Origin of the sequence: Kitasatospora sp. NPDC057738, assembly GCF_042798815.1 — a bacterium.
Taxonomy (GTDB): domain Bacteria; phylum Actinomycetota; class Actinomycetes; order Streptomycetales; family Streptomycetaceae; genus Kitasatospora; species Kitasatospora lactacystinica.
On the sequence record NZ_JBHVJT010000021.1, the window covers coordinates 97,732 to 118,261 of the forward strand.

Below are 20,530 nucleotides of genomic sequence, written 5' to 3' on the forward strand. Positions count from 1 at the left end.
CCCCGCGCGACCCCGGCCCCAGCCCCGTCCCCGCCGCGGAACCGCCGAGCCGCGGCCCCGGCCCGGCACCACCACCGAACCGCCGACCGCCGACCGTCGTCAGTCGCTCTTGTACCCGCGCTGCCACTGCATCCCGAAGCCGTACAGCCGGTCGATGTCCGCCTGGAACCCGTTGACGTACCGCACCTCGCGGCGCACCGTCAGCTGGTTGTCCCCCGAGTTCTCGATCAGCACCACCGCGCAGGAGCGCGCCGCCCGGGCCCGCTCCTCCAGCTTGATCTCGATCCGCGGCCCGGTCTGCGGCACGATCGTGACCACCGCGTGCGACTGCTCGAAGGCCGGCGTGCCGTCGTAGATGTAGACGAAGATCAGCAGCCGCTTGAACTTGTCCTTCTTCTCCAGGTTGACGTACATCGTCTCGCCGGACGGCGCCCCGTACTGGTCGTCGCCGCTGAGCTTGATGTACGGCGCGTTCTGGAGGTCTCCGAAGAGCCCGCCGAGCGGCTGCACCACGCCGGTGCTCCCGTCGGAGAGCTCGTACATGCAGGCCAGGTCGAGGTCGACGTTCGTCGGCTCGGTGCCCTGCGGCGAGTCCGGGTCCTGCGGCCGCAGGATCCGCGGGCTGAAGAACCGCTTCACGGACTCCCGGGTGCTCGGCCGGGCGGCGCCTCCGGCGCTCATCGTCCAGTGCAGGTTGACGTAGAGGTAGCCGGTGGTGGCGGCCGACCCGGTGATCGCGTGCTGCGGGGCCGACTTGGTGAGTATGACCTTGTGCTGACCGCCGGGGTTGTCGAAGGTGTAGCTCTTGTCCCCGCGCAGGTACTCCCAGATCGAGACCATGCAGTCCTCTCCCCCTGCTCCCGCCAGGCGTTCTGACGGTCCGCCGACCAATGATCGGGCATCGGCCCGGCCGTCGGATACCCAGTCCGCCCCCTCCTCTACCCAACCGGGCCCGACCGGCGGGTCGATTGGCGGGAGGAAGCCGCCCTCCCGTAACATGCCGCCCCTTCGGACGCGATATCGTCTAGCCGCACAGGTGTCCCGTCCGCCCCTGCGCGGGCGCGGCGGGCCCGTCGTGCGGCGACGAACGAACCGTCAGGCAGCTCCCGCTCGGCGGGCCCTGACCGCCTGTGTCGCGCTGTGATCCTGTCCCCTGCGGAAACCCGAGGCCCGACCCGCAATGAACCTGACCTCCATACAGCTGGTCTGGACCGTCGTCGGCGGCGCAGCCCTGCTGTTCGTCGCCGTCCTGATGGCGACGCTGCGATTCAAGAGCTCGAAGAAGGACGAGTCCGGCGACTCCTGGGAGCGCAGCGAGGAGCGCCGTCGGCGCAAGGAGATGATCTACGGCATCTCCTCGTACACGCTGCTGTTCTGCTGCGCCGGTGTCGCGGCCGCCCTCTCCTTCCACGGCCTGGTCGGCTTCGGCAAGGAGAACCTGGGTCTGTCCGGCGGCTGGGAGTACCTCGTCCCGTTCGGTCTGGACGGCGCCGCGATGTTCTGCTCGGTGCTCGCCGTCCGCGAGGCCAGCCACGGTGACGCCGCGCTCGGTTCGCGCCTGCTGGTCTGGGTGTTCGCGATCGCCTCGGCCTGGTTCAACTGGGTGCACGCCCCGCGCGGCGTGTCGCACGACGGCGCCCCGCAGTTCTTCTCCGGCATGTCGATCTCGGCGGCGATCCTGTTCGACCGGGCGCTGAAGCAGACCCGCAAGGCCGCGCTGCGGGAGCAGGGCCTGGTGCCGCGCCCGCTGCCGCAGATCCGCATCGTCCGCTGGCTGCGCGCCCCGCGCGAGACCTACGCGGCCTGGTCGCTGATGCTGCTGGAGAACGTCCGCAGCCTGGACGAGGCGGTCGACGAGGTGCGCGAGGAGCGCCAGGCGAAGCTGGACGCCAAGGCCCGCGCCCGTACGGCCGACCGCCGCGAGCGGGCCGAGCTGAAGGCCATCTCCCGGCAGGGCGGCATGCTCGCCCGGACCCGCGGCGGCCGCCAGGTTCCCGCCCTCACGGCTGCCGGAGACGGCCCGAGCGCTACGGAGCCTGCCCTAGCCGCGGGATCCGACGCCACCACCTCGACCTCGGCCTCGCTCCTGTCCGGCGACTCGCCGGAGCCGGCCGCGCTGGACGCCGGCCGCCGCCCCCGCGCCGCCGTCGGCTCCTCGTACTCGTCCTCCTCGTACTCGTCCTCCTACTCCTCGTCCTCGTACTCGTCGTCCTCCTCCGGCACCGGGTCGTCCCGCAGCGGCTCGGCCATCGACCTGACGGCCGACGACGACACCCTGTCGATGCCGAAGCTGGACTCGCTGGAGCGCAAGCTGCGCGCGATCGAGCAGCAGCTCGGCTGACCCCGGCACCCCGCGGCCACGGTCGCGGACCACGAGGAACGGCCGCCCCCGGGAAATCCCGGAGGCGGCCGTTTCGCTTGCCCTGCGGACTACTTTCCGGTGCCGACCAGCTCCGGTTCCTCGTCCGCGCCCTCGCGCCGGTTGCGCAGGATCGACGAGCCGAGCGCCAGCCCGATGAAGGCGACGCCGATCAGCCCGGTGACGATCTCCGGGATGTGGTACTTGATCCCGATCAGCAGGATCGCCGCCAGCGCGCCGATGGCGTAGTGCGCGCCGTGCTCCAGGTAGACGTAGTCGTCCAGGGTGCCCTTGCGGACCAGGAAGACGGTCAGCGAGCGGATGTACATCGCGCCGATGCCGAGGCCCAGGGTGATCTGGAAGATGTCGCTGGAGATGGCGAACGCGCCGACCACGCCGTCGAAGGAGAACGAGGCGTCCAGGACCTCCAGGTAGAGGAAGAGGAAGAACGCGGCCTTGCCGCCGACCTGGACGATCGACTTGCCGGCCTTCTCCGCCTCCTCCTCGCGCTCCTCCTCGGCCTCCAGCCCCGACTCGAAGATCGAGGAGAGGCCGTTGACGGCGAGGTAGGTGACCAGGCCGAGGACACCGGCGAGCAGAACGGTTTCCGCGTGCTCCCCGGCGAAGAAGTTGGAGGCGAGCAGCAGGGCGACCAGGGCGACGACGGTGGAGAAGGCCTCCAGCTTGCCGACCTTCTCCAGCGGGCGCTCGATCCAGGCCAGCCAGTTGTAGTCCTTCTCCTCGAAGATGAAGTCGAGGAAGATCATCAGCAGGAAGACGCCGCCGAAGGCCGCGATGGCCGGGTTGGCCGCTTCCAGGTACTGGCCGTAGGTGAGGCCCTCGTAGGTCTTCTCGGAGTGCAGCGCGAGGTCGATGACCGTCGTGGGGCTGAGCTTCGCGGTGAGGCCGACGACCAGCAGCGGGAAGACCAGGCGCATGCCGAAGACCGCGATGAGGACACCGACGGTCAGGAAGATCTTCTGCCAGTACGGGTTCATCCGCTTCAACACCGTGGCGTTGACCACCGCGTTGTCGAACGACAGGGAGATCTCCAGGATGGAGAGCATCAGCACGATGCCGAAGCCTTGGGCTCCCCAGAGCAGGCCGGCCGCGATCAGGCCGATGACGGTGATCGCGAACGACCAGCCGAATGTGCGGAGGAACACGGGAGTTGGCTACCTTTCGGGTTCTGGCCGTGCCGGGGGCGGCCTCGTCCCCGAGACGTCCTGACCGGGCCCGGCCCGGTCAGGTCACCCCCGCACTGCCCTCTGTTCTCATGATCGGGTCGGGTACGACAAGTCCGATTTCCGCCTTTACTGTACGTTCACGCCGAAGTCGAGCGCGATGCCACGCAGGCCGGAGGCGTACCCCTGACCCACCGCGCGGAACTTCCACTCGCCCGCGTAGCGGTACAGCTCACCGAAGATCATCGCGGTCTCGCTGGACGCGTCCTCGGACAGGTCGTAGCGGGCGATCTCCTGGCCGTCGACCGAGTTGACGACCCGGATGTAGGCGTTGCGGACCTGACCGAAGTTCTGGAGCCGCGCCTCGGCCTCGTAGATCGAGACCGCGAAGATCACCTTGTCGGCCTGCGCCGGGACGAGGTCCAGGCTGACCAGGACCACCTCGTCGTCACCCGTTTCGTCGCCGCCGGTGAGGTTGTCGCCCTGGTGCTCCACCGAGCCCTCGGGGCTCTTGAGGTTGTTGTAGAAGACGAAGTACTCGTCACCGAGCACTCGCCCGCCACCGCAGATCAGGGCGCTAGCGTCGAGGTCGAACGGGGCGCCCGTGGTCGAACGGGCGGACCAGCCGAGGCCGATCTGGACCTGCGTCAGGTTCGGCGCGGCCTTGGTGAGCGAGACGTTGCCACCCTTGGCGAGCGTGACCACCATGACGTTCTTCCTCCCTTGCTTCTCCCGGGGCGCCATCCAGGTGTAGTCCCCCGCGGCCCCGGCCGACCGGTTCTGGTCGGCTGAACTTCCTGAACTCACATCCTCGCAGTGCGAGGAACCGCCTCGGCACCGGGCCGGACGAAGCCGGGGCGGCCCCGGACCTCGGAGGTCCGGGGCCGCCCCGGGAGAACGGCGCGCAGCCCGCGCCGCAGGGCGCCGGCGCGGGCTCAGACGTTGACGCCGAAGTCCTGCGCGATGCCGCGCAGACCGGAGGCGTAGCCCTGGCCGATGGCGCGGAACTTCCACTCCACGCCGTTGCGGTACAGCTCGCCGAAGACCATCGCGGTCTCGGTGGAGGCGTCCTCGGAGAGGTCGTAGCGGGCCAGCTCCGTGTTGTCGGCCTGGTTCACCACGCGGATGAACGCGTTGCGCACCTGGCCGAAGTTCTGGCCGCGGGTCTCGGCGTCGTAGATCGACACCGGGAAGACGATCTTCTCGACGTCCACCGGCACGCCGGCCAGGTTGACCTTGATCGCCTCGTCGTCGCCCTCGCCCTCGCCGGTCAGGTTGTCACCGGTGTGCTCGACCGAGCCGTCCGGGCTCTTCAGGTTGTTGAAGAACACGAAGTTGCCGTCCGAGGTGACCTTGCCCTGGGCGTTGCACAGCAGGGCGCTGGCGTCCAGGTCGAAGTCCGCGCCGGTGGTGGTCCGGACGTCCCAGCCCAGGCCGACGACCACGGCGGTGAGGCCGGGTGCCTCCTTGGTGAGCGAGACGTTGCCGCCCTTGCTGAGGCTGACTCCCACTAGTCCTCCAAGAATCGGGAGGCACGTCCAGTGGTGCCCCCGGTGGTGCGGTCCGGGGCGGCGGGAGGCCCATCGGCTCCCGCATCCCACCCCGCCAACGGCCCGAGCGTAGTACGGGGTTCCCGTCCGCACCCCTGATCAGGCCGGACACGGCCCCGGGGCACTCGGCCGGCGGGTGCCCCGGGGCGCTCACGACCCGGCCGAGGCGCGTGCGGGGCCCGGGCGGGGGTCTCAGAGCGCCGCGAGGACCTTCAGGTACTCCTGCTCGTCCCGGGCGTCCGGGAGGCCGTTGACGACGCTCCAGCGCACCGTGCCCGTGGTGTCGATCACGAAGGTGCCGCGCAGCGGGCAGCCCCGCTCCTCGTCGAGGACGCCGTAGGCCCGGGTGACCTCGCCGTGCGGCCAGAAGTCGGCCAGCAGCGGGAACTCCAGGCCCTCCCGGTCGGCGAAGACCCGCTGGGAGAACTGCGAGTCGCAGGAGAGGCCGAGCACCTGCACGGTGTCGTTCTGCAGGCCCGCCAGCTCCCGCTGGATCGCGCCCAGCTCGCCCGTGCACACACCGGTGAAGGCGAACGGGTAGAAGACCAGGACGACGTTCCGCCGGCCGCGGAAGTCGGAGAGCCGGACGGCCTCGCCGTGCTGGTTGTTGAGCTCGAAGTCCGGAGCCGGGGTGCCGACCTCGATGGCCATGAGCGGGACCTTTCTGACGCGACCGCGCCGCGCGGCGGGCGCGGCGGGCCACATCCTCGCATTCGTTTACGGCCGTTGCGCCGAACGGATGAGGCGGGTGGCCGCGGCCCGCCGCACGTGCTTCGGAGACCGCTCAGCGCTTGGCGCCCTTCGCCGTGGACTTGGTCGCGAGCCTGGTGGCCGCCCAGTCCTTGACGATGTTGATCGAGCTGGTCTGGGAGAGGCCCGCGGTCTTGGCCGCGTCGCTGATGTCGGAGGCCTCGATGTGGCCGTCCCGCCCGGTCTTGGGCGTCATCAGCCAGATCAGGCCGCCTTCAGCGAGGTACTCCAGCGCGTCGACGAGGGCGTCGGTGAGGTCCCCGTCGTCGTCGCGGTGCCACAGCAGAACGGCGTCGGCGACGTCGTCGTAGTCCTCGTCGACGAGATCCGTCCCGATGAGCTCCTCGATTCCCTCGCGGAGCTCCTGGTCAGTGTCGTCGTCGTACCCCAGCTCCTGGATGATCTGGCCCTCTTCGAAGCCGAGACGGGTCGCCGGGTTGGACTTGTCCGCGGGGTCCGCGGTCGCGCTCACGGGAATAACCTCCAGTATTCGGCCCGGCATCCATGCCGGGGCTGTGGCCGTAGTCCACACGGGCGCGGCGGTTCGCGCAAGTACCCGACCCCCGATCCCCTCCAAAGGTTGACGTGTCGCAGGGGGACACGCCGCGCGAGGTGGCGGGAATCACACCGATTTGCCCTTTTCTGCATGGTCCAAGGATGCTTCGGGTGGTCCCGGCCCACAGGCCGTACGCACGCCCGAGATGCGAACGGCATTCGGGTCCGCGCGTGCGCGGGCGTAGAGTCTCCTGTTGGCCCTCACCCCGGCCGCCCGCCATCGGGCGGACGGGACACCAGGTCGGACCACCTCTTTTCGTAACACCCGGGGGTGTGCGGAGCGGACGAAGACGCCCGCACCGCACGCCGCCAGACCGGGCCGCCCGCCGGGCGGACCGGTTACCGATCGGTAGAGATGACGGATCTCCGAGCGCGGTAGCACGATGGAGGCGGCGCGACACACCTCAGTTTCGACCGACAGTGAAGGAACAGCGTGGCTTCCGGATCCGATCGCAACCCGATCATCATTGGCGGCCTTCCGAGTCAGGTCCCGGACTTCGATCCCGAGGAGACCGCGGAATGGCTGGAGTCGCTCGATGCGGCCATCGACGAGCGGGGGCGTGAGCGTGCCCGTTACCTGATGCTGCGGCTGATCGAGCGCGCCCGCGAGAAGCGTGTCGCCGTGCCCGAGATGCGCAGCACGGACTACGTCAACACCATCGCGACCAAGGACGAACCGTTCTTCCCCGGCAACGAGGAGATCGAGCGGAAGATCCTCAACGCGACCCGGTGGAACGCGGCCGTCATGGTCTCCCGGGCGCAGCGCCCGGGCATCGGCGTCGGTGGCCACATCGCCACCTTCGCCTCCTCCGCGTCTCTGTACGACGTCGGCTTCAACTACTTCTTCCGCGGCAAGGACGGCGAGGGCGAGTCCGGGGACCAGGTCTTCTTCCAGGGCCACGCCTCCCCCGGCATCTACGCCCGCGCCTTCCTGCTGGACCGGCTCACCGAGCAGCAGCTCGACGCGTTCCGCCAGGAGAAGTCGAAGGCCCCGTACGGCCTCTCCAGCTACCCGCACCCGCGGCTGATGCCGGACTTCTGGGAGTTCCCGACCGTCTCGATGGGCCTCGGCCCGCTCGGCGCGATCTACCAGGCCCGGATGAACCGCTACCTGGAGCACCGCGGGATCAAGGACACCTCCGACTCGCAGGTCTACGCCTTCCTCGGCGACGGCGAGATGGACGAGCCCGAGTCGCTCGGCCAGCTGTCGCTGGCCGCCCGCGAGGGCCTGGACAACCTGACCTTCGTGGTCAACTGCAACCTGCAGCGCCTGGACGGCCCGGTCCGCGGCAACGGCAAGATCATCCAGGAGCTGGAGTCCCAGTTCCGGGGCGCCGGCTGGAACGTGATCAAGCTGGTCTGGGACCGCAGCTGGGACCCGCTGCTCGCGCAGGACCGCGACGGCGTCCTGGTCAACAAGCTGAACACCACGGTGGACGGCCAGTTCCAGACCTACGCCACCGAGACCGGCCAGTACATCCGCGAGCACTTCTTCGGCGGCGACCTGCGCCTGCGCGCCATGGTCGAGAACATGACCGACCAGCAGATCCAGCACCTGGGTCGCGGCGGCCACGACCACAAGAAGATCTACGCGGCGTTCAAGGCGGCCCGCGAGCACAAGGGCCAGCCGACGGTCATCCTCGCCCAGACGGTCAAGGGCTGGACGCTGGGCCCCAACTTCGAGGGCCGCAACGCCACCCACCAGATGAAGAAGCTGACGGTCGAGGACCTGAAGCGCTTCCGCGACCGGCTGCACCTGCCGATCACCGACAAGCAGCTGGAGGAGGGCTACCCGCCCTACTACCACCCGGGTCGCGACTCGGAGGAGATCCAGTACATGCACGACCGCCGGGAGGAGCTGGGCGGCTACGTGCCGACCCGCAAGGTCCGCCCGCGGAAGCTGGAGCTGCCCGGCGACGACGCGTACAAGGCGGTCAAGAAGGGTTCCGGCAACCAGACCATCGCCACCACCATGGCGTTCGTCCGGGTGCTCAAGGACCTCATGCGGGACAAGGGCATCGGCAACCGCTTCGTGCCGATCGCGCCGGACGAGTACCGCACCTTCGGCATGGACTCGCTCTTCCCGTCGGCGAAGATCTACAACCCGCTCGGCCAGACCTACGAGTCGGTCGACCGGGACCTCCTCCTCGCCTACAAGGAGTCGCCGACCGGCCAGATGCTGCACGACGGCATCTCCGAGGCGGGCTGCACCGCCTCGCTGATCGCCGCCGGCTCCTCCTACGCCACCCACGGCGAGCCGCTGATCCCGGTGTACGTCTTCTACTCGATGTTCGGGTTCCAGCGCACCGGCGACCAGTTCTGGCAGATGGCCGACCAGCTGGCCCGCGGCTTCGTGATCGGCGCCACCGCCGGCCGCACCACGCTGACCGGTGAGGGCCTGCAGCACGCCGACGGCCACTCGCACCTGCTGGCCTCGACCAACCCGGGTGTCGTCGCGTACGACCCGGCGTACGGCTTCGAGATCGCGCACATCGTCCAGGACGGTCTGCGGCGGATGTACGGCTCCAGCGCCGAGCACCCGCACGGCGAGGACGTGTTCTACTACATGACCGTCTACAACGAGCCGATCAAGATGCCGGCCGAGCCCGAGAACGTGGACGTCGAGGGCATCCTCAAGGGTCTGCACAAGTACGCGCCGGGCACCGCCGGCCAGATCCCGGCCCAGATCCTCGCCTCCGGCGTGGCCGTGCCGTGGGCCCTGGAGGCCCAGCGCATCCTCGCCGAGGAGTGGAACGTCAAGGCCGACGTCTGGTCCGCGACCTCCTGGAACGAGCTGCGCCGCGACGCGGTGGAGGCCGAGGAGTTCAACCTGCTGCACCCCGAGGAGCAGCAGCGCGTGCCGTACGTCACCCAGAAGCTCCAGGGTGCCGAGGGCCCGGTCGTCGCGGTGTCCGACTGGATGCGCGCGGTGCCGGACCAGATCGCCCGCTGGGTGCCGGGTCAGTACCAGTCGCTGGGCGCCGACGGCTTCGGCTTCGCCGACACCCGTGGCGCGGCCCGTCGCTTCTTCCACATCGACGCGCAGTCGGTCGTCCTGGGGGTGCTCACCGAGCTCGCCAAGCAGGGCAAGATCGACCGCTCGGCGCTGAAGGACGCGATCGACCGCTACCAGCTGCTGGACGTGGCCGCGGCCGACCCGGGTGCCGCCGGCGGCGAGGCCTGATCAGCCCGTAGGCACTGAAGGGCCGGACTCCCGTCGGGGGTCCGGCCCTTCGGCGTTCGCCGCGGCGCGGCCTTCCGTCCGGTCCCCGGAGCAGCACGACGGCCCCGGACTCCGACGAGTCCGGGGCCGTGGCGCGGCGGGGCCGGTCAGATGTGCACGGCCGGGCCCGCGTCGGTGGCGCCGCGGCGGGTGAGCAGGCCGAGCACGGCGGCGCCGAAGGCCACCACGGCGGCCACCGCGAAGGCCAGCGACATGCCGCTCACGAAGGACTCGTGGACGGCGCCGGCCATCGCGTCCACCGCCTGCTGCGGGGTGCCGGCCGGGGCCGGCGGGGCGATGCCCAGCTGGGCGGCCTGCTTGAGGCCCTCGCCCGCCTCGCCCTCCACCGGCGGCAGACCGGCCTTGGCCCAGTTGCCCGGCAGGACGTCGCCGACCTTGGCGGCCATCAGCGCGCCCAGCACCGCGGTGCCGAGGCTGCCGCCGACCTGCATCGCGGCCTGCTGGAGGCCGCCGGCCACGCCGGACAGCTCCAGCGGGGCGTTGCCGACGATCACCTCGGTGGCGCCGACCATGACCGGGCTGATGCCCAGGCCCATCAGGACGAACCAGAGCGACATCACGCCGTTGCCGGAGCCGGTGTCCAGGGTGGACATGCCGAACATCGCGGTGGTGGTGATCAGCATGCCGGCCACGATCGGGATGCGCGGGCCCAGCTTGCCGATCGCCAGGCCGGCCAGCGGCGAGCCGATGATCATCATGCCGGTCATCGGCAGCAGGTGGACGCCGGCCTCGACCGGCTTCATCCCGTGGACGTTCTGGAGGTAGAAGGTCACGAAGAAGATCGCGCCGAAGAACGCGAAGGCCATCAGCACCATCAGCAGGACGCCCGCCGACAGCGGCACCGAGCGGAACAGGCCGAGCGGGATCAGCGGCTCGCGGGCCTTGCCCTGCCAGAGCGCGAACAGCACCATCAGGACCACCGCGCCGATCAGGAACAGCAGCGTCCGACCGTCGCCCCAGCCCCACTCGGGGGCCTTGATGATGCCGAAGACCAGCGCGAACATCCCCACCGAGAGCAGCGCGATGCCGGGCAGGTCGAAGGACTTGGCGGCGTTCTCGGCCCGGACGTCCTTGAGGATCCACACGCCCAGCGCCAGCGCGACCAGGCCGACCGGGATGTTGATGAAGAACACCGACTCCCAGTTGACGTGCTCGACCAGCAGGCCGCCGACGATCGGTCCGGCCGCGGTGGAGGCGCCGATCACGCCGCCCCAGATGCCGATCGCCATGTTGAGCTTCTCGGCCGGGAAGGCCCCGCGCAGCAGGCCCAGCGCGGCCGGCTGGAGCAGCGCGCCGAACAGGCCCTGGAGCACCCGGAAGGCGATCACGGTCTGGATGTTGCCGGCGAAGCCGATCGCGGCCGAGGTGACGGCGAAGCCCGCCGCGCCGACCAGGAAGGTGGTCTTGTGGCCGAAGCGGTCACCGATCTTGCCGGCGGTGATCAGGAAGACCGCCAGGGCCAGCAGGTAGCCGCTGGTGACCCACTGGATCTCGGAGGGCGCCGCGTGCAGCTTCTCCTGGATCACCGGGTTGGCGATGGCGACGATCGTGCCGTCCAGCGCGACCATCATGACGCCGACCGCGACGGTCAGCAGGGTCAGCCAGGGGTGTCCCTTGAGACCGCCCCCCGACGGTGGGTTCGGCGGCGCGTCCGCCTCGGAGTTCTTCACGACGGACTGACTCATCTGGGCCCTCCGGGGGCGTGGCTCGGTGCGGGACATGGGCGTGGCGCCCCGGCCCACCCGTCCCCACAGGTGCCCCGGCCCGACGGGCGCCACCCCGGCAGATTATGTCAGCCTCTGACATTCGGCAAACAGTGACTTCTGACCATCACTGCCATTTGTCAGAGCGCTAAAGTTGTGGTCCCACCCGCCACACCCAGCGCTCCGGAAGGCCCCCGCCATGGCCGCTCACACCCCCCGCACCACCGGCACCCCGGCGGGCCCCGAACGCGCGCCGGGCCTGCGCGAGCGCAAGAAGCAGCAGACCCGCTACGCCCTGATCCAGGCCGCCCACCTGCTCTTCCTCAGGCAGGGCTTCGCCCACACGACCGTCGACGAGATCGCCTCCGCCGTCGACGTCTCCCAGCGCACCTTCTTCCGCTACTTCGCCAACAAGGACGAGGTCGCGCTCGCCGTGATGGCCGTGGCCGAGGACTACTTCATCGAGTGCCTGCGCCACCGCCCGGCCGAGGAGACCCCGCTCCAGGCCCTGCGCGCCGCGATCGTCAAGGCCTGGCGCGACCTCGGCAGCGAGGAGTCCGCCGGCCCCGGTTCGATCCACAGCGCCCTGGAGCTCATGCGGATGATCGAGGAGACGCCCCCGCTGCTCGCCGCCCAACTGCGCCGGGTCACCGAACAGGAGCGCCTGGTGGTCCAGGTGCTCGCCGAACGCGAGGGCCTGGACCCGGCCGAGGACCTGCGCCCCGCCGTGCTCGCCGCCGTCTTCGGCAGCCTGCTGCGCTCGGCCCACCTGTCCTGGAGCGCCGAGCACGCACCGGCCGGCCCCGAGGGCATGGTCGCGGTGATCGAGCGCTACTTCGACCAGCTCGGCCCGGCCCTGGCCGGCCACTGGCGCAGCCCCGCGTAGCACCCGGCGCCGCACCCGGGTCATACCGGGGTATCACCCGGTACCCCGGTAGCCCCGCGGAAGTTCGCGCTCCAGTGCGACGACCCGCACGGCCCGCCCTCCTAGGCTGGCCCACGATGAAAACGCCCACCGAAGCCGACGCCCGCGCGTTCGCACTGCGCCAACTGCGCTCCCTGCGGCACCACCTGACCACCCCGAGCGAGGACGCGACCCCGCTGCTCGGCGACTCCCGGCGGCGCTGGGTGCGCCGACTGCCGTACATCGTCGTGATCGCCCTGCAGGGCTCGCTGATCCCCACCGGCATCGCCAACCTGGTCGGTTTCTACGACCTGGTGCTGCCGGTGGCCGCCGCGCTCACCATCGCCCAGACCACGCCGCTGTTCCTCGCCGTCACCCGGCCGCTGACCGCCTGGTGGATCAGCGCCGCCGCCATGGTCGCCACCGCCAGCATCACCGCCCGCCACGACCAGCTGATGGGCAGTTGGCCGTGGACGGCCCCGATGATCATCGCCTACGTCTTCCTGCTGCTCGCCCTCGCGCTGCGGGAGAGCCGGGCCACCGTGGTCTCGGTCTGGGTGGCCACCGTGCTGCTCACCGCGCTCACCACCACCCTCGGCCTGCCCCGCTCCGGCGACGGCACCACCGTGCTGCTGATCGCACTCAGCGGCGCCGCGCTGCTGCTCGGCTGGGCCGTCCGGGACCGCGCCGTGGCCCGCCGGCTGCTCACCGAGCAGGAGCACATCAGCGAGGCCGAACGCGAACGCCGCACCCTGCTGGAGGAACGCGCCCGGATCGCACGGGAGTTGCACGACGTGGTGGCGCACCACATGTCGGTCATCGCGGTGCAGGCGGCCAGCGCGCCGTACCGGATCACCGGGGTGCCGGACGAGGCCGCCGAGGAGTTCACCGCGATAGCCGGCACCGCCCGCGAGTCACTGGCCGAGATGCGCCGGCTGCTCGGCGTGCTGCGCAGCGAGGAGTCCGGCGGGGAGAAGGCACCGCAGCCCGGGGTCGGCCAACTCGCCCAGCTGGTCGAGACGGTGGGCCGGGCCGGGGTGCCGGCCGAGCTGACGGTGGAGCCGGACCTGGTGGACCTGGTGCCGCAGGCCGTCGGCCTGTCCACGTACCGGATCGTGCAGGAGGCGCTGGCCAACGTGGTGCGGCACGCCCCCGGCGCGCGGACCTGGGTGTCGCTGACCGCGGACGGCCCGGCACTGCTGGTGACGGTGGTCAACGCGCCCCCGCCGGAGCGCACCGAGTCGCTGGAGGCCTCGGTCGAGGGCACCGGGCAGGGGCTGGTCGGAATGCGTGAACGCGTCCGGCTGGTCGATGGCAGGCTGGACACCGGCCCGCTGCCGGACGGCGGCTTCAAGGTGGCCGCCGTCCTGCCCCTCGACCCTCCAGACACCCCCCGGGAGACCACCGCATGACCATCCGCGTGATCATCGTCGACGACCAGGCCATGGTGCGCGCGGGCTTCGCGGCCCTGCTCAACGCCCAGAGCGACATCGACGTGGTGGGGGACGCGGCGGACGGCGCCCAGGCCCTGGAGGTCAACGGCCGCACCCACCCGGACCTGGTGCTGATGGACGTCCGGATGCCCGTCATGGACGGCCTGGAGGCGGCCCGGCGGCTGCTCGACCCGGCCGTGCCGGGCGCCCACCGGCCCAAGGTGCTGATGCTGACCACCTTCGACGTGGACGACTACGTGTACGAGGCGCTTCGCGCCGGGGCCAGCGGCTTCCTGCTCAAGGACGCCCCGCCGGCCGACCTGATCGCCGCGGTCCGGGTGGTCGCGGCCGGCGAGGCGCTCCTCGCCCCCTCGGTGACCCGCCGGCTGATCGAGGACTTCGCCCGCACCCGCCCGGCCAAGCGCCACGACCCCAAGGTACGGCTCAACGGCCTGACCCCGCGCGAGACCGAAGTGCTGGAGCTGATCGCCCGCGGCCTGTCCAACCAGGAGATAGCCGCCAAGCTGGTGCTCGCCGAGCAGACCGTCAAGACCCACATCGGGCGCATCCTCGCCAAGCTCGGCCTGCGCGACCGCGCCCAGGCGGTCGTCCTGGCCTACGAGTCCGGCCTGGTGACCCCAGGTCAGTAGGAGCAGCCGTTCGCCCCCTCTGATACCCGGGTAGCACCCGGGAGTTGGCCCCGCGGTGTGACGTCCGCGGGGCCGTCGCGTTCCTACCTTCCTCCCCATCGGACGCCGAACGGATTCGGCGGCCGAACGGACGAGGGAGGGCAAGGACATGCGCAGGTTTCGGGCCGGACGGGCGATCGCCGCCACCGCGGTGGCGCTGGCGGTCGTACTCGGCGCGGGCGGCTGGGCCGCCGACACCCAGACCGCGGTCACCGGCCCGCCGCCCGGCAGCGCCGCCTGGACGGCCGACTCCTCGCTCGGCCGGCGGCTGCCCGACCCGGCCACCACCACCCCGGCCGGCGTCGCCGCGTTCTTCGCCGAACTCGCCCCGGCCGCGCAGGACGCCCTGGCCGTCCGGCACCCGCTGGTGGTCGGCAACCTGGACGGCGCCCCGGTCGCCCTCCGCTACCGGGCCAACGCCCTGGCCCTGACCGCCGAGCGCACCCGCGAACTCGCCCGGGCCACCGACCCCGCCCTCACCCCGCAGGACCACGAGGCCGCCCGCACCCGCGCCGAGCGCTACCGCGCCCTGCTGGACGGCGGCCGGCGGATCCTCGCCTTCGACCCGCGCGGCCGCGGCCAGGTCGCCGAGGTGTACGGCGACCTCGCCACCGCCCGCCGCACCGCCGTGATCGTCCCCGGCTCGGACATCGACCTGCTCCGCTTCGACCGCGCGTCCGGCCCGTACGGCACCCCCGCCGGCATGGCCCGCGCGCTGCTGGACGCCACCGACGGGCGGACCGCCGTGATCGCCTGGGCCGGCTACACCACCCCGCTCGGCCTCGGCCCGGACGCCGCCACCGAGGACCTGGCCCGGGCCGGCGCCCCCCGCCTCACCCGGCTGCTCGACGGACTCGCCGTCACCACCCGCCCGCAGGCCCCGCCCACCGTGTTCTGCCACAGCTACGGCTCGGTCGTCTGCGGCCTGGCCCGCCCCACCCCCGCGCAGGCCTCCGGCGTGGTGGTGCTCGGCTCGCCCGGCATGGGCATCGGCTCGGCCGCCGACCTCGACCCGGGCGTCCCGCTCTGGGCCACCGCCCGCAACGACTCCGACTGGATCGGCGACGTGCCCAACGTCCGGCTGTTCGGCCTCGGCCACGGCGCCGACCCGACCGCCCCCGGCTTCGGCGCCCGCCCGCTGCCCGCCACCGGATCCCACGGCCACGACGGCTACTTCGCCCCCGGCACCGCCTCCCTCGCCGCCTACGCCGCCGTCGCTCTCGGCCGCGCCTGACCGCCCGCACCGGAAGGAGCACCACCATGGCCAGCACCCTCGCCCCCCGGCCCCGCACCGCGGAGCCCCGCACGCCCCGGCCCCGCACCCCCCGGCCGCTCACCGCGCTGCGCCGCGCCGCCGCGCGGGTCGACGCGAAGACCCCGGCCCACCGCGACCGCGCCCTGGACGGGCTGCGCGCCCTCGCCCTGCTCGCCGTACCGGTCGGCCACTGGATGCTCGGCGGCCTCACCCGCTCCCCCGACGGCGCCCTGCACAACACCAGCCCGCTCTCCACCCTCGGCTTCTTCGCCCCGCTCAGCTGGGTGCTCCAGATGCTCGGGGTGTTCTTCCTGGTCGGCGGCCACTCCTCGGTCCGCTCGCTGGAGCGGGCCCGGGCCAGGGGCGTGACGTACGGCGGCTGGCTGCGGGCCCGTACCGTCCGGCTGCTGCGCCCGGTGCTCGGGGTGACGGCCGTCTGGGCGGCACTGGTCCCGCTGCTGCCCGCGCTCGGCGTCCCCGCGGACACCCTGCGCACCGGTGCCACCCTGGTGGTGCAGCCGCTCTGGTACATCGGGGTCTACCTGGGGCTGACCGCGCTCACCCCGCTCTGCGTGGCCGCCGGGCGCCGGCTGGGCGGCTGGTCCGCGGGCCTGCTGGTGGCCTCGGTCGCCGCCGTCGACCTGCTGCGGTACGGTCCGTGGGCCGGGGCGGTGCCGTCCTGGGTCGCGCTGCTGAACATCCTGCCGGGCTGGCTGTTCGGCTACCAGCTGGGCGTGCTCTGGGCGCAGGGCCGGCTCGGCCGCCCGGCGGCCCGGCTGCTGCTGCTCGGCGGCGGGGCGCTGTTCGCCGCGCTGCTGCTGGTCTTCCACTACCCGGCCAGCATGGTCGGCGTGCCCGGGGCCGCGCGCACCAACTCGCACCCGCCGTCCCTGCTGGTGCTCGCCCTGGCGGCGTTCCAGTGCGGCGCCGCGGTGCTGCTGCGGGAGCGGCTGGGCCGGCTGCTGACCCGCCGTCCGCTGCTCTGGCTGCCGGTCGTGGTGGTCAACCTGTCGGCGATGACGATCTTCTGCTGGCACCAGAGCGCGATGCTCGCGGTCGCCGTGCCGGGCGCGGCCGGGCTGGGTGCCGTCCCGGGGCTGACCACCGCGCCGGACTCGCTCGGCTGGGTGGCCGCCAGGCTGGCGCTGCTGCCGCTGTTCGCCGCCGTGCTGGTGGCGCTCGGCTGGTTCACCCGCCGGTTCGACGGCCCGTGGACGGCCTTCTCGCGGGGCGGCAAGGCGGTGGCCGGCGCCGCGGCGGCGCTCTTCGCGGCGTACGCGCTGGGCGTGGTGTGACGGCCCACCGGGTGCGGGCCGCTCCGGGCGGCGGAGCACGGCGTGCCGGGGGGGTGCGGGCCGATCGGTCCGCGCCCCTGCGGCACGCTGTCGGTGTCCTGCCCTACCCTGCCGCCATGGTGACGTTCGACGAGTTCCGCACGATGGCGCTGGCCCTGCCGGAAGCCGCCCAGGAGCCGACCTGGGACATCGAGACGCTGCGGGTCCGCGGCCGGATCTTCGCGATGGGCGCGCCCGACGGGGACCGGGTCACCGTCAAGGCCTCCCCCGAGGACCAGGCCGAACTGCTCGCCGCCGAACCCGAGGTGTTCTCCTCCGCCCCGTACGTCGGACGGCACGGCTGGGTGAGCGTCCGGCTGGACCTGGTGGACCGGGACGAGCTGCACGACCTCGTCACCGAGGCCTGGCGGCGGACGGCGCCGAAGCGCCTGGTACGCGAGTTCGACGCCTGAGCGCGGCCCTGTCGAACGGCTGCACGGGGCACCGTCCGAACCACTGGGAGACGTCGCGCGGACACCCCGGGTTCATGTGATCCATCCCACAGTTTAGGCGTTCCCGTCCTCCCTCCGGGCCCCCTAGGCTTGCGCAGGGAAGTCAGCAGAGCTATCGCACCCTCCGGGCACCGCCCGCGAAACGGTGACGGGCCCCAAGGGAGTTGGTGCGGTGCGCAACCGTCGGCGCTGGAAGCGGGTACTGATCGGGGCGTTCGCCGGCTGCGCGGTGCTCGCCGACGCCGGAGGCGCCGCCGCCGCGGCCGCGGTCTCCTCCGAGCAGCTGGCGATCTCCACCCCTCCGGCCGGCAGCGCCGCCTGGGTCCAGGACCACTCCTTCGGCCACTCCCTGCCCGACCCGGCCACCACCGCCCCGGCCGCCGCCGCGGCGTTCTTCGCCTCGCTCGCGCCCACCGAACTGGACCGGCTGATCCAGCAGTACCCGCTGGTCGTCGGCAACTACGACGGCGCCCCGCTGGACCTGCGCTACCGCGCCAACAGGATCGCCCTGGCCGCCGAGCGCGACCGGGCCCTGGCCCGCGCCGCCGACCGCGAACTGGACTCCGACACCCGCGCGCTGGCCGTCTCCCGCGCCAACGACGTCGAGCACCTGCTCGCCCCCGGCCGGCAGGTCCTGGCCTTCGACCCGCGCGGCCGCGGCCTGGTCAGCGAGGTGTGGGGCGACCTCGCCGACGCCGAGCGGATCTCCGTGCTCGTCCCCGGCTCGGACGCCGACCTCGGCCACCACGACCAGGCCGCCGAGCCGCTGCGCTCCCCGGCCGGCATGGCCCGCGCCCTCCACGCCGAGGAGCGGCGCCAGGCGCCGAACACCCGGACCGCCGTGATCTCCTGGACCGGCTACGTCACCCCCTCCGGCCTCGGCCCGGACGCCGCCACCTCCCGGCTCGCCGACGTCGCCGCCCCCCGGCTGGAGCGGCTGCTCTCCGGGCTGAAGGAGACCACCCGGCCGGACGCGCCGCCGTCGCTGCTCTGCCACTCGTACGGCTCGGTGGTCTGCGGCACTGCCGCCCCGGAGATCCCGCGCGCGGCGGCCTCGCCGTCCGACACCTCCGGCATCACCGACCTGGTGGTCTTCGGCAGCCCCGGCATGGGCGTGCAGAGCACCACCGAACTGGGCGCCGGCGTGCACGTCTGGGCCACCCGCAACCCCAGCGACTGGATCGGCAACGTGCCGTTCCTGGAGGTCGGCGGACTCGGCCACGGCGCCGACCCGACGGCGAGCGGCTTCGGCTCCGAGCAGATCTCCTCGGCCCGCGCGGCCGGCCACAACGGCTACTTCACCGAGGGCACCGACAGCCTGCGCAACTTCGCGGCGATCTCCCTCGGCCGCTACCAGGACGTGGTCCGGGCCAACCCCGGCTCCTGAGGCCGGCCCCCGGGGCTCAGGACGGCTGGTCCTGGTACAGCCGCAGGGCCTCCGCCGCCGCCCTGGCCAGCTCGCGCCGGGCGGCCGGCGGGACCAGCACCTCGACGTCCGCGCCGAAGGCCAGCAGCGACCGGACGGCCGCCGGGGCCGGGAAGGCCATCGCCACCTCGGCCCACTCCTCGGGCGGCCCGGCGCCCGCCTCCGGCGGCGGCGCGGTGACCCGGCCGCCGTGGATGCGCAGGAACATGTCCAGCCGTCCGCGCCGGACCCGCACCCGCACCGGCAGGTCCTTCGGCAGCCGCTCCACCTGCTCGCGCAGCACCGCCCAGGCGTCACCGAGCCCGACCCCGGCCCGGCGCCGCACCGTCTCCTCGGTGGTGTCGGCGGCCAGCACCCGGTCGACCCGGAACAGCCGCGGCTCGCCGTGCAGATCGGCCACCAGGTACCAGACCGCCGCCTTGCTCACCAGCCCGTACGGGTCGACGGTGTACTCCACCGGCGCGGGCGTGCCGCCGTGCCGGTAGCGCAGCCGCAGCCGCCGGTCGGCGAAGACGGCGTACTGCAGCTCACCCAGGTCCGGCCCGGCGGCGGGGCCGACCGCGCCGGGGGTCTGCATCCAGCGGGCCGGGTCGACCAGGATCCGCTCGCTGATCCGCTCGGCGGCCGGCCGGTGCGGGGCCGGCAGCGCCGCCATCACCTTGCGCAGCGCCGAACCGAGCGCCCCGTCCAGCCCGAGGTCGCTGTGCGCGCCCTGGGCGGAGAGCACGAACAGCGCCCTGGCCTCGTCCGCGGTCAGGCCCGTGACGTCGGTGCGGTAACCGGGCAGCAGGCCGATGCCGCCGTGCCGCCCGCGCTCGGTGAACACCGGCACCCCGGCGGCGGAGAGCGACTCGACGTCGCGGTAGATGGTGCGGACGGACACCTCCAGCCGCTCGGCGAGTTCGGTGGCGGACACCCGGCCGCGGGTTTGGAGCAGCAGCAGGATCGAGAGCAGGCGGTCGGCCTTCATGCCTCAAGAATCCCAGTAATCCTGACGGCAGTTGTCAGGTTTTACTGGGAAATTGCGTTCCGAGCCCGAAAGACCACCCGACACCAGGGAGTTGAGCGCCGATGACCGCTGTCCAGGATGCCCGCCCGCAGTACCTGACCGCCCTCGACCAGCTGGAGAAGCTGTTCGCCACGATCACCCCGGCCGACCTCGACCGGCCCACCCCCTGCACCGAGTTCACCCTGCGTCAGCTGCTGAACCACGTGGTCGGCGGCATCCACCGGTTCGCGTACATGGGCGAGGGCGGCCGCGCCGAGGACGTCGTGGCCGCCGTCGAGGACCCCTCGGACGAGGGCTGGCCGGCCGCGCTGGGCCGGGCCCGAGCCCGGGTCACCGCCGCCTGGGCGGACGACGCCAAGCTCGGCCGCCCGACCGTCGCCCCCTGGGGCGAGGTGCCCGGCGCGGCGGCGGTGGCCGGCTACCTGATGGAGCTGGTGACCCACTCCGGGGACATCGCCGGGAGCCTCGGCAACGGCTTCGCCCTGGACGACGACCTGGCGCGGACCGCGCTGGCCGTCGCCGAGTTCGTGCTGCCGGCCGAACAGCGGGTGCCGGGCGTCCCGTTCGCCGCCGTCCGGCCGGTCGCCGAGGACGCCGACGTGCACACCCGGCTGGCCGCCTGGATGGGCCGGACGGTCTGAGCCCGGCACCGGCCCGGCGGCCCGGGGGAGCCCGCGCCGGCT

The 20,530-nt window shown here is 72.5% G+C and carries 18 protein-coding genes; 10 read left to right on the forward strand and 8 right to left on the reverse strand.

The window, feature by feature from the left end:
• Positions 1-99 precede the first annotated feature (99 nt).
• On the reverse strand, positions 100-840 hold the full coding sequence (locus ACFVGO_RS14440) for a Tellurium resistance (protein ID WP_359914470.1): 741 nt from the start codon (positions 838-840) through the stop codon (positions 100-102).
• Between the two features lie 340 nt (positions 841-1,180).
• On the opposite strand from ACFVGO_RS14440, the gene ACFVGO_RS14445 reads away from it, so the two are divergent.
• Positions 1,181-2,341 carry a DUF2637 domain-containing protein gene (locus ACFVGO_RS14445; RefSeq protein WP_359914472.1) on the forward strand — a complete coding sequence of 387 codons (1,161 nt, stop codon included), beginning with the start codon at positions 1,181-1,183 and terminating at the stop codon, positions 2,339-2,341.
• Positions 2,342-2,430: 89 nt separating this feature from the next.
• Here ACFVGO_RS14445 and ACFVGO_RS14450 read toward each other — a convergent pair whose 3' ends face one another.
• From ACFVGO_RS14450 to ACFVGO_RS14470, 5 genes are all read right to left on the reverse strand, one after another.
• Positions 2,431-3,525 (reverse strand): DUF475 domain-containing protein, encoded by a 1,095-nt coding sequence (locus tag ACFVGO_RS14450; RefSeq protein WP_359914475.1) that lies wholly within the window; start codon positions 3,523-3,525, stop codon positions 2,431-2,433.
• A 147-nt stretch (positions 3,526-3,672) separates the two neighbouring features.
• Positions 3,673-4,251, reverse strand: coding sequence for a TerD family protein (locus ACFVGO_RS14455; protein WP_359914478.1), 579 nt, complete (start codon positions 4,249-4,251; stop codon positions 3,673-3,675).
• 227 nt (positions 4,252-4,478) lie between these two features.
• Positions 4,479-5,054: a TerD family protein gene (locus tag ACFVGO_RS14460; protein ID WP_359915653.1), complete on the reverse strand. Its 576-nt coding sequence runs from the start codon at positions 5,052-5,054 to the stop codon at positions 4,479-4,481.
• A gap of 231 nt (positions 5,055-5,285) precedes the next feature.
• Positions 5,286-5,744, reverse strand: coding sequence for a peroxiredoxin (locus ACFVGO_RS14465; RefSeq protein ID WP_359915651.1), 459 nt, complete (start codon positions 5,742-5,744; stop codon positions 5,286-5,288).
• 133 nt (positions 5,745-5,877) lie between these two features.
• Positions 5,878-6,315 carry a DUF3052 domain-containing protein gene (locus tag ACFVGO_RS14470; RefSeq protein ID WP_359913037.1) on the reverse strand — a complete coding sequence of 146 codons (438 nt, stop codon included), beginning with the start codon at positions 6,313-6,315 and terminating at the stop codon, positions 5,878-5,880.
• Between the two features lie 516 nt (positions 6,316-6,831).
• On the opposite strand from ACFVGO_RS14470, the gene aceE reads away from it, so the two are divergent.
• The gene (gene aceE, locus ACFVGO_RS14475; protein WP_359913040.1) at positions 6,832-9,582 is read left to right on the forward strand and encodes a pyruvate dehydrogenase (acetyl-transferring), homodimeric type; all 2,751 of its coding nucleotides are present in this window, start codon (positions 6,832-6,834) and stop codon (positions 9,580-9,582) included.
• 146 nt (positions 9,583-9,728) lie between these two features.
• Here the strand turns inward: aceE and ACFVGO_RS14480 are convergent, their stop codons facing one another.
• The gene (locus ACFVGO_RS14480) at positions 9,729-11,327 is read right to left on the reverse strand and encodes an MFS transporter (RefSeq protein WP_359913043.1); all 1,599 of its coding nucleotides are present in this window, start codon (positions 11,325-11,327) and stop codon (positions 9,729-9,731) included.
• A 217-nt stretch (positions 11,328-11,544) separates the two neighbouring features.
• Between ACFVGO_RS14480 and ACFVGO_RS14485 the strand changes: the two genes are divergently transcribed.
• From ACFVGO_RS14485 to ACFVGO_RS14515, 7 genes are all read left to right on the forward strand, one after another.
• The gene (locus tag ACFVGO_RS14485; protein WP_359913046.1) at positions 11,545-12,231 is read left to right on the forward strand and encodes a TetR family transcriptional regulator; all 687 of its coding nucleotides are present in this window, start codon (positions 11,545-11,547) and stop codon (positions 12,229-12,231) included.
• A gap of 116 nt (positions 12,232-12,347) precedes the next feature.
• A complete protein-coding gene (locus tag ACFVGO_RS14490; protein WP_380353476.1) occupies positions 12,348-13,661 on the forward strand; it encodes a sensor histidine kinase in 1,314 nt (437 codons plus the stop codon).
• Complete coding sequence (locus tag ACFVGO_RS14495) at positions 13,658-14,332, forward strand: response regulator transcription factor (protein WP_359913052.1); 675 nt, start codon at positions 13,658-13,660, stop codon at positions 14,330-14,332. The genes ACFVGO_RS14490 and ACFVGO_RS14495 overlap by 4 nt, the downstream gene beginning before the upstream one ends.
• Before the next feature lie 148 nt (positions 14,333-14,480).
• Complete coding sequence (locus ACFVGO_RS14500; RefSeq protein WP_380632034.1) at positions 14,481-15,605, forward strand: alpha/beta hydrolase; 1,125 nt, start codon at positions 14,481-14,483, stop codon at positions 15,603-15,605.
• A 26-nt stretch (positions 15,606-15,631) separates the two neighbouring features.
• Positions 15,632-16,921 (forward strand): acyltransferase, encoded by a 1,290-nt coding sequence (locus ACFVGO_RS14505; protein WP_359913058.1) that lies wholly within the window; start codon positions 15,632-15,634, stop codon positions 16,919-16,921.
• Positions 16,922-17,037: 116 nt separating this feature from the next.
• Positions 17,038-17,373 carry an MmcQ/YjbR family DNA-binding protein gene (locus tag ACFVGO_RS14510; RefSeq protein ID WP_380358825.1) on the forward strand — a complete coding sequence of 112 codons (336 nt, stop codon included), beginning with the start codon at positions 17,038-17,040 and terminating at the stop codon, positions 17,371-17,373.
• Between the two features lie 211 nt (positions 17,374-17,584).
• Positions 17,585-18,799 (forward strand): alpha/beta hydrolase, encoded by a 1,215-nt coding sequence (locus tag ACFVGO_RS14515; RefSeq protein ID WP_359913063.1) that lies wholly within the window; start codon positions 17,585-17,587, stop codon positions 18,797-18,799.
• A gap of 16 nt (positions 18,800-18,815) precedes the next feature.
• Here the strand turns inward: ACFVGO_RS14515 and ACFVGO_RS14520 are convergent, their stop codons facing one another.
• The gene (locus tag ACFVGO_RS14520) at positions 18,816-19,808 is read right to left on the reverse strand and encodes a WYL domain-containing protein (RefSeq protein WP_359913066.1); all 993 of its coding nucleotides are present in this window, start codon (positions 19,806-19,808) and stop codon (positions 18,816-18,818) included.
• Between the two features lie 101 nt (positions 19,809-19,909).
• Between ACFVGO_RS14520 and ACFVGO_RS14525 the strand changes: the two genes are divergently transcribed.
• Positions 19,910-20,488, forward strand: a complete 579-nt coding sequence (locus tag ACFVGO_RS14525; protein WP_380358830.1) for a TIGR03086 family metal-binding protein — start codon at positions 19,910-19,912, stop codon at positions 20,486-20,488.
• The last annotated feature ends 42 nt before the right edge of the window (positions 20,489-20,530 follow it).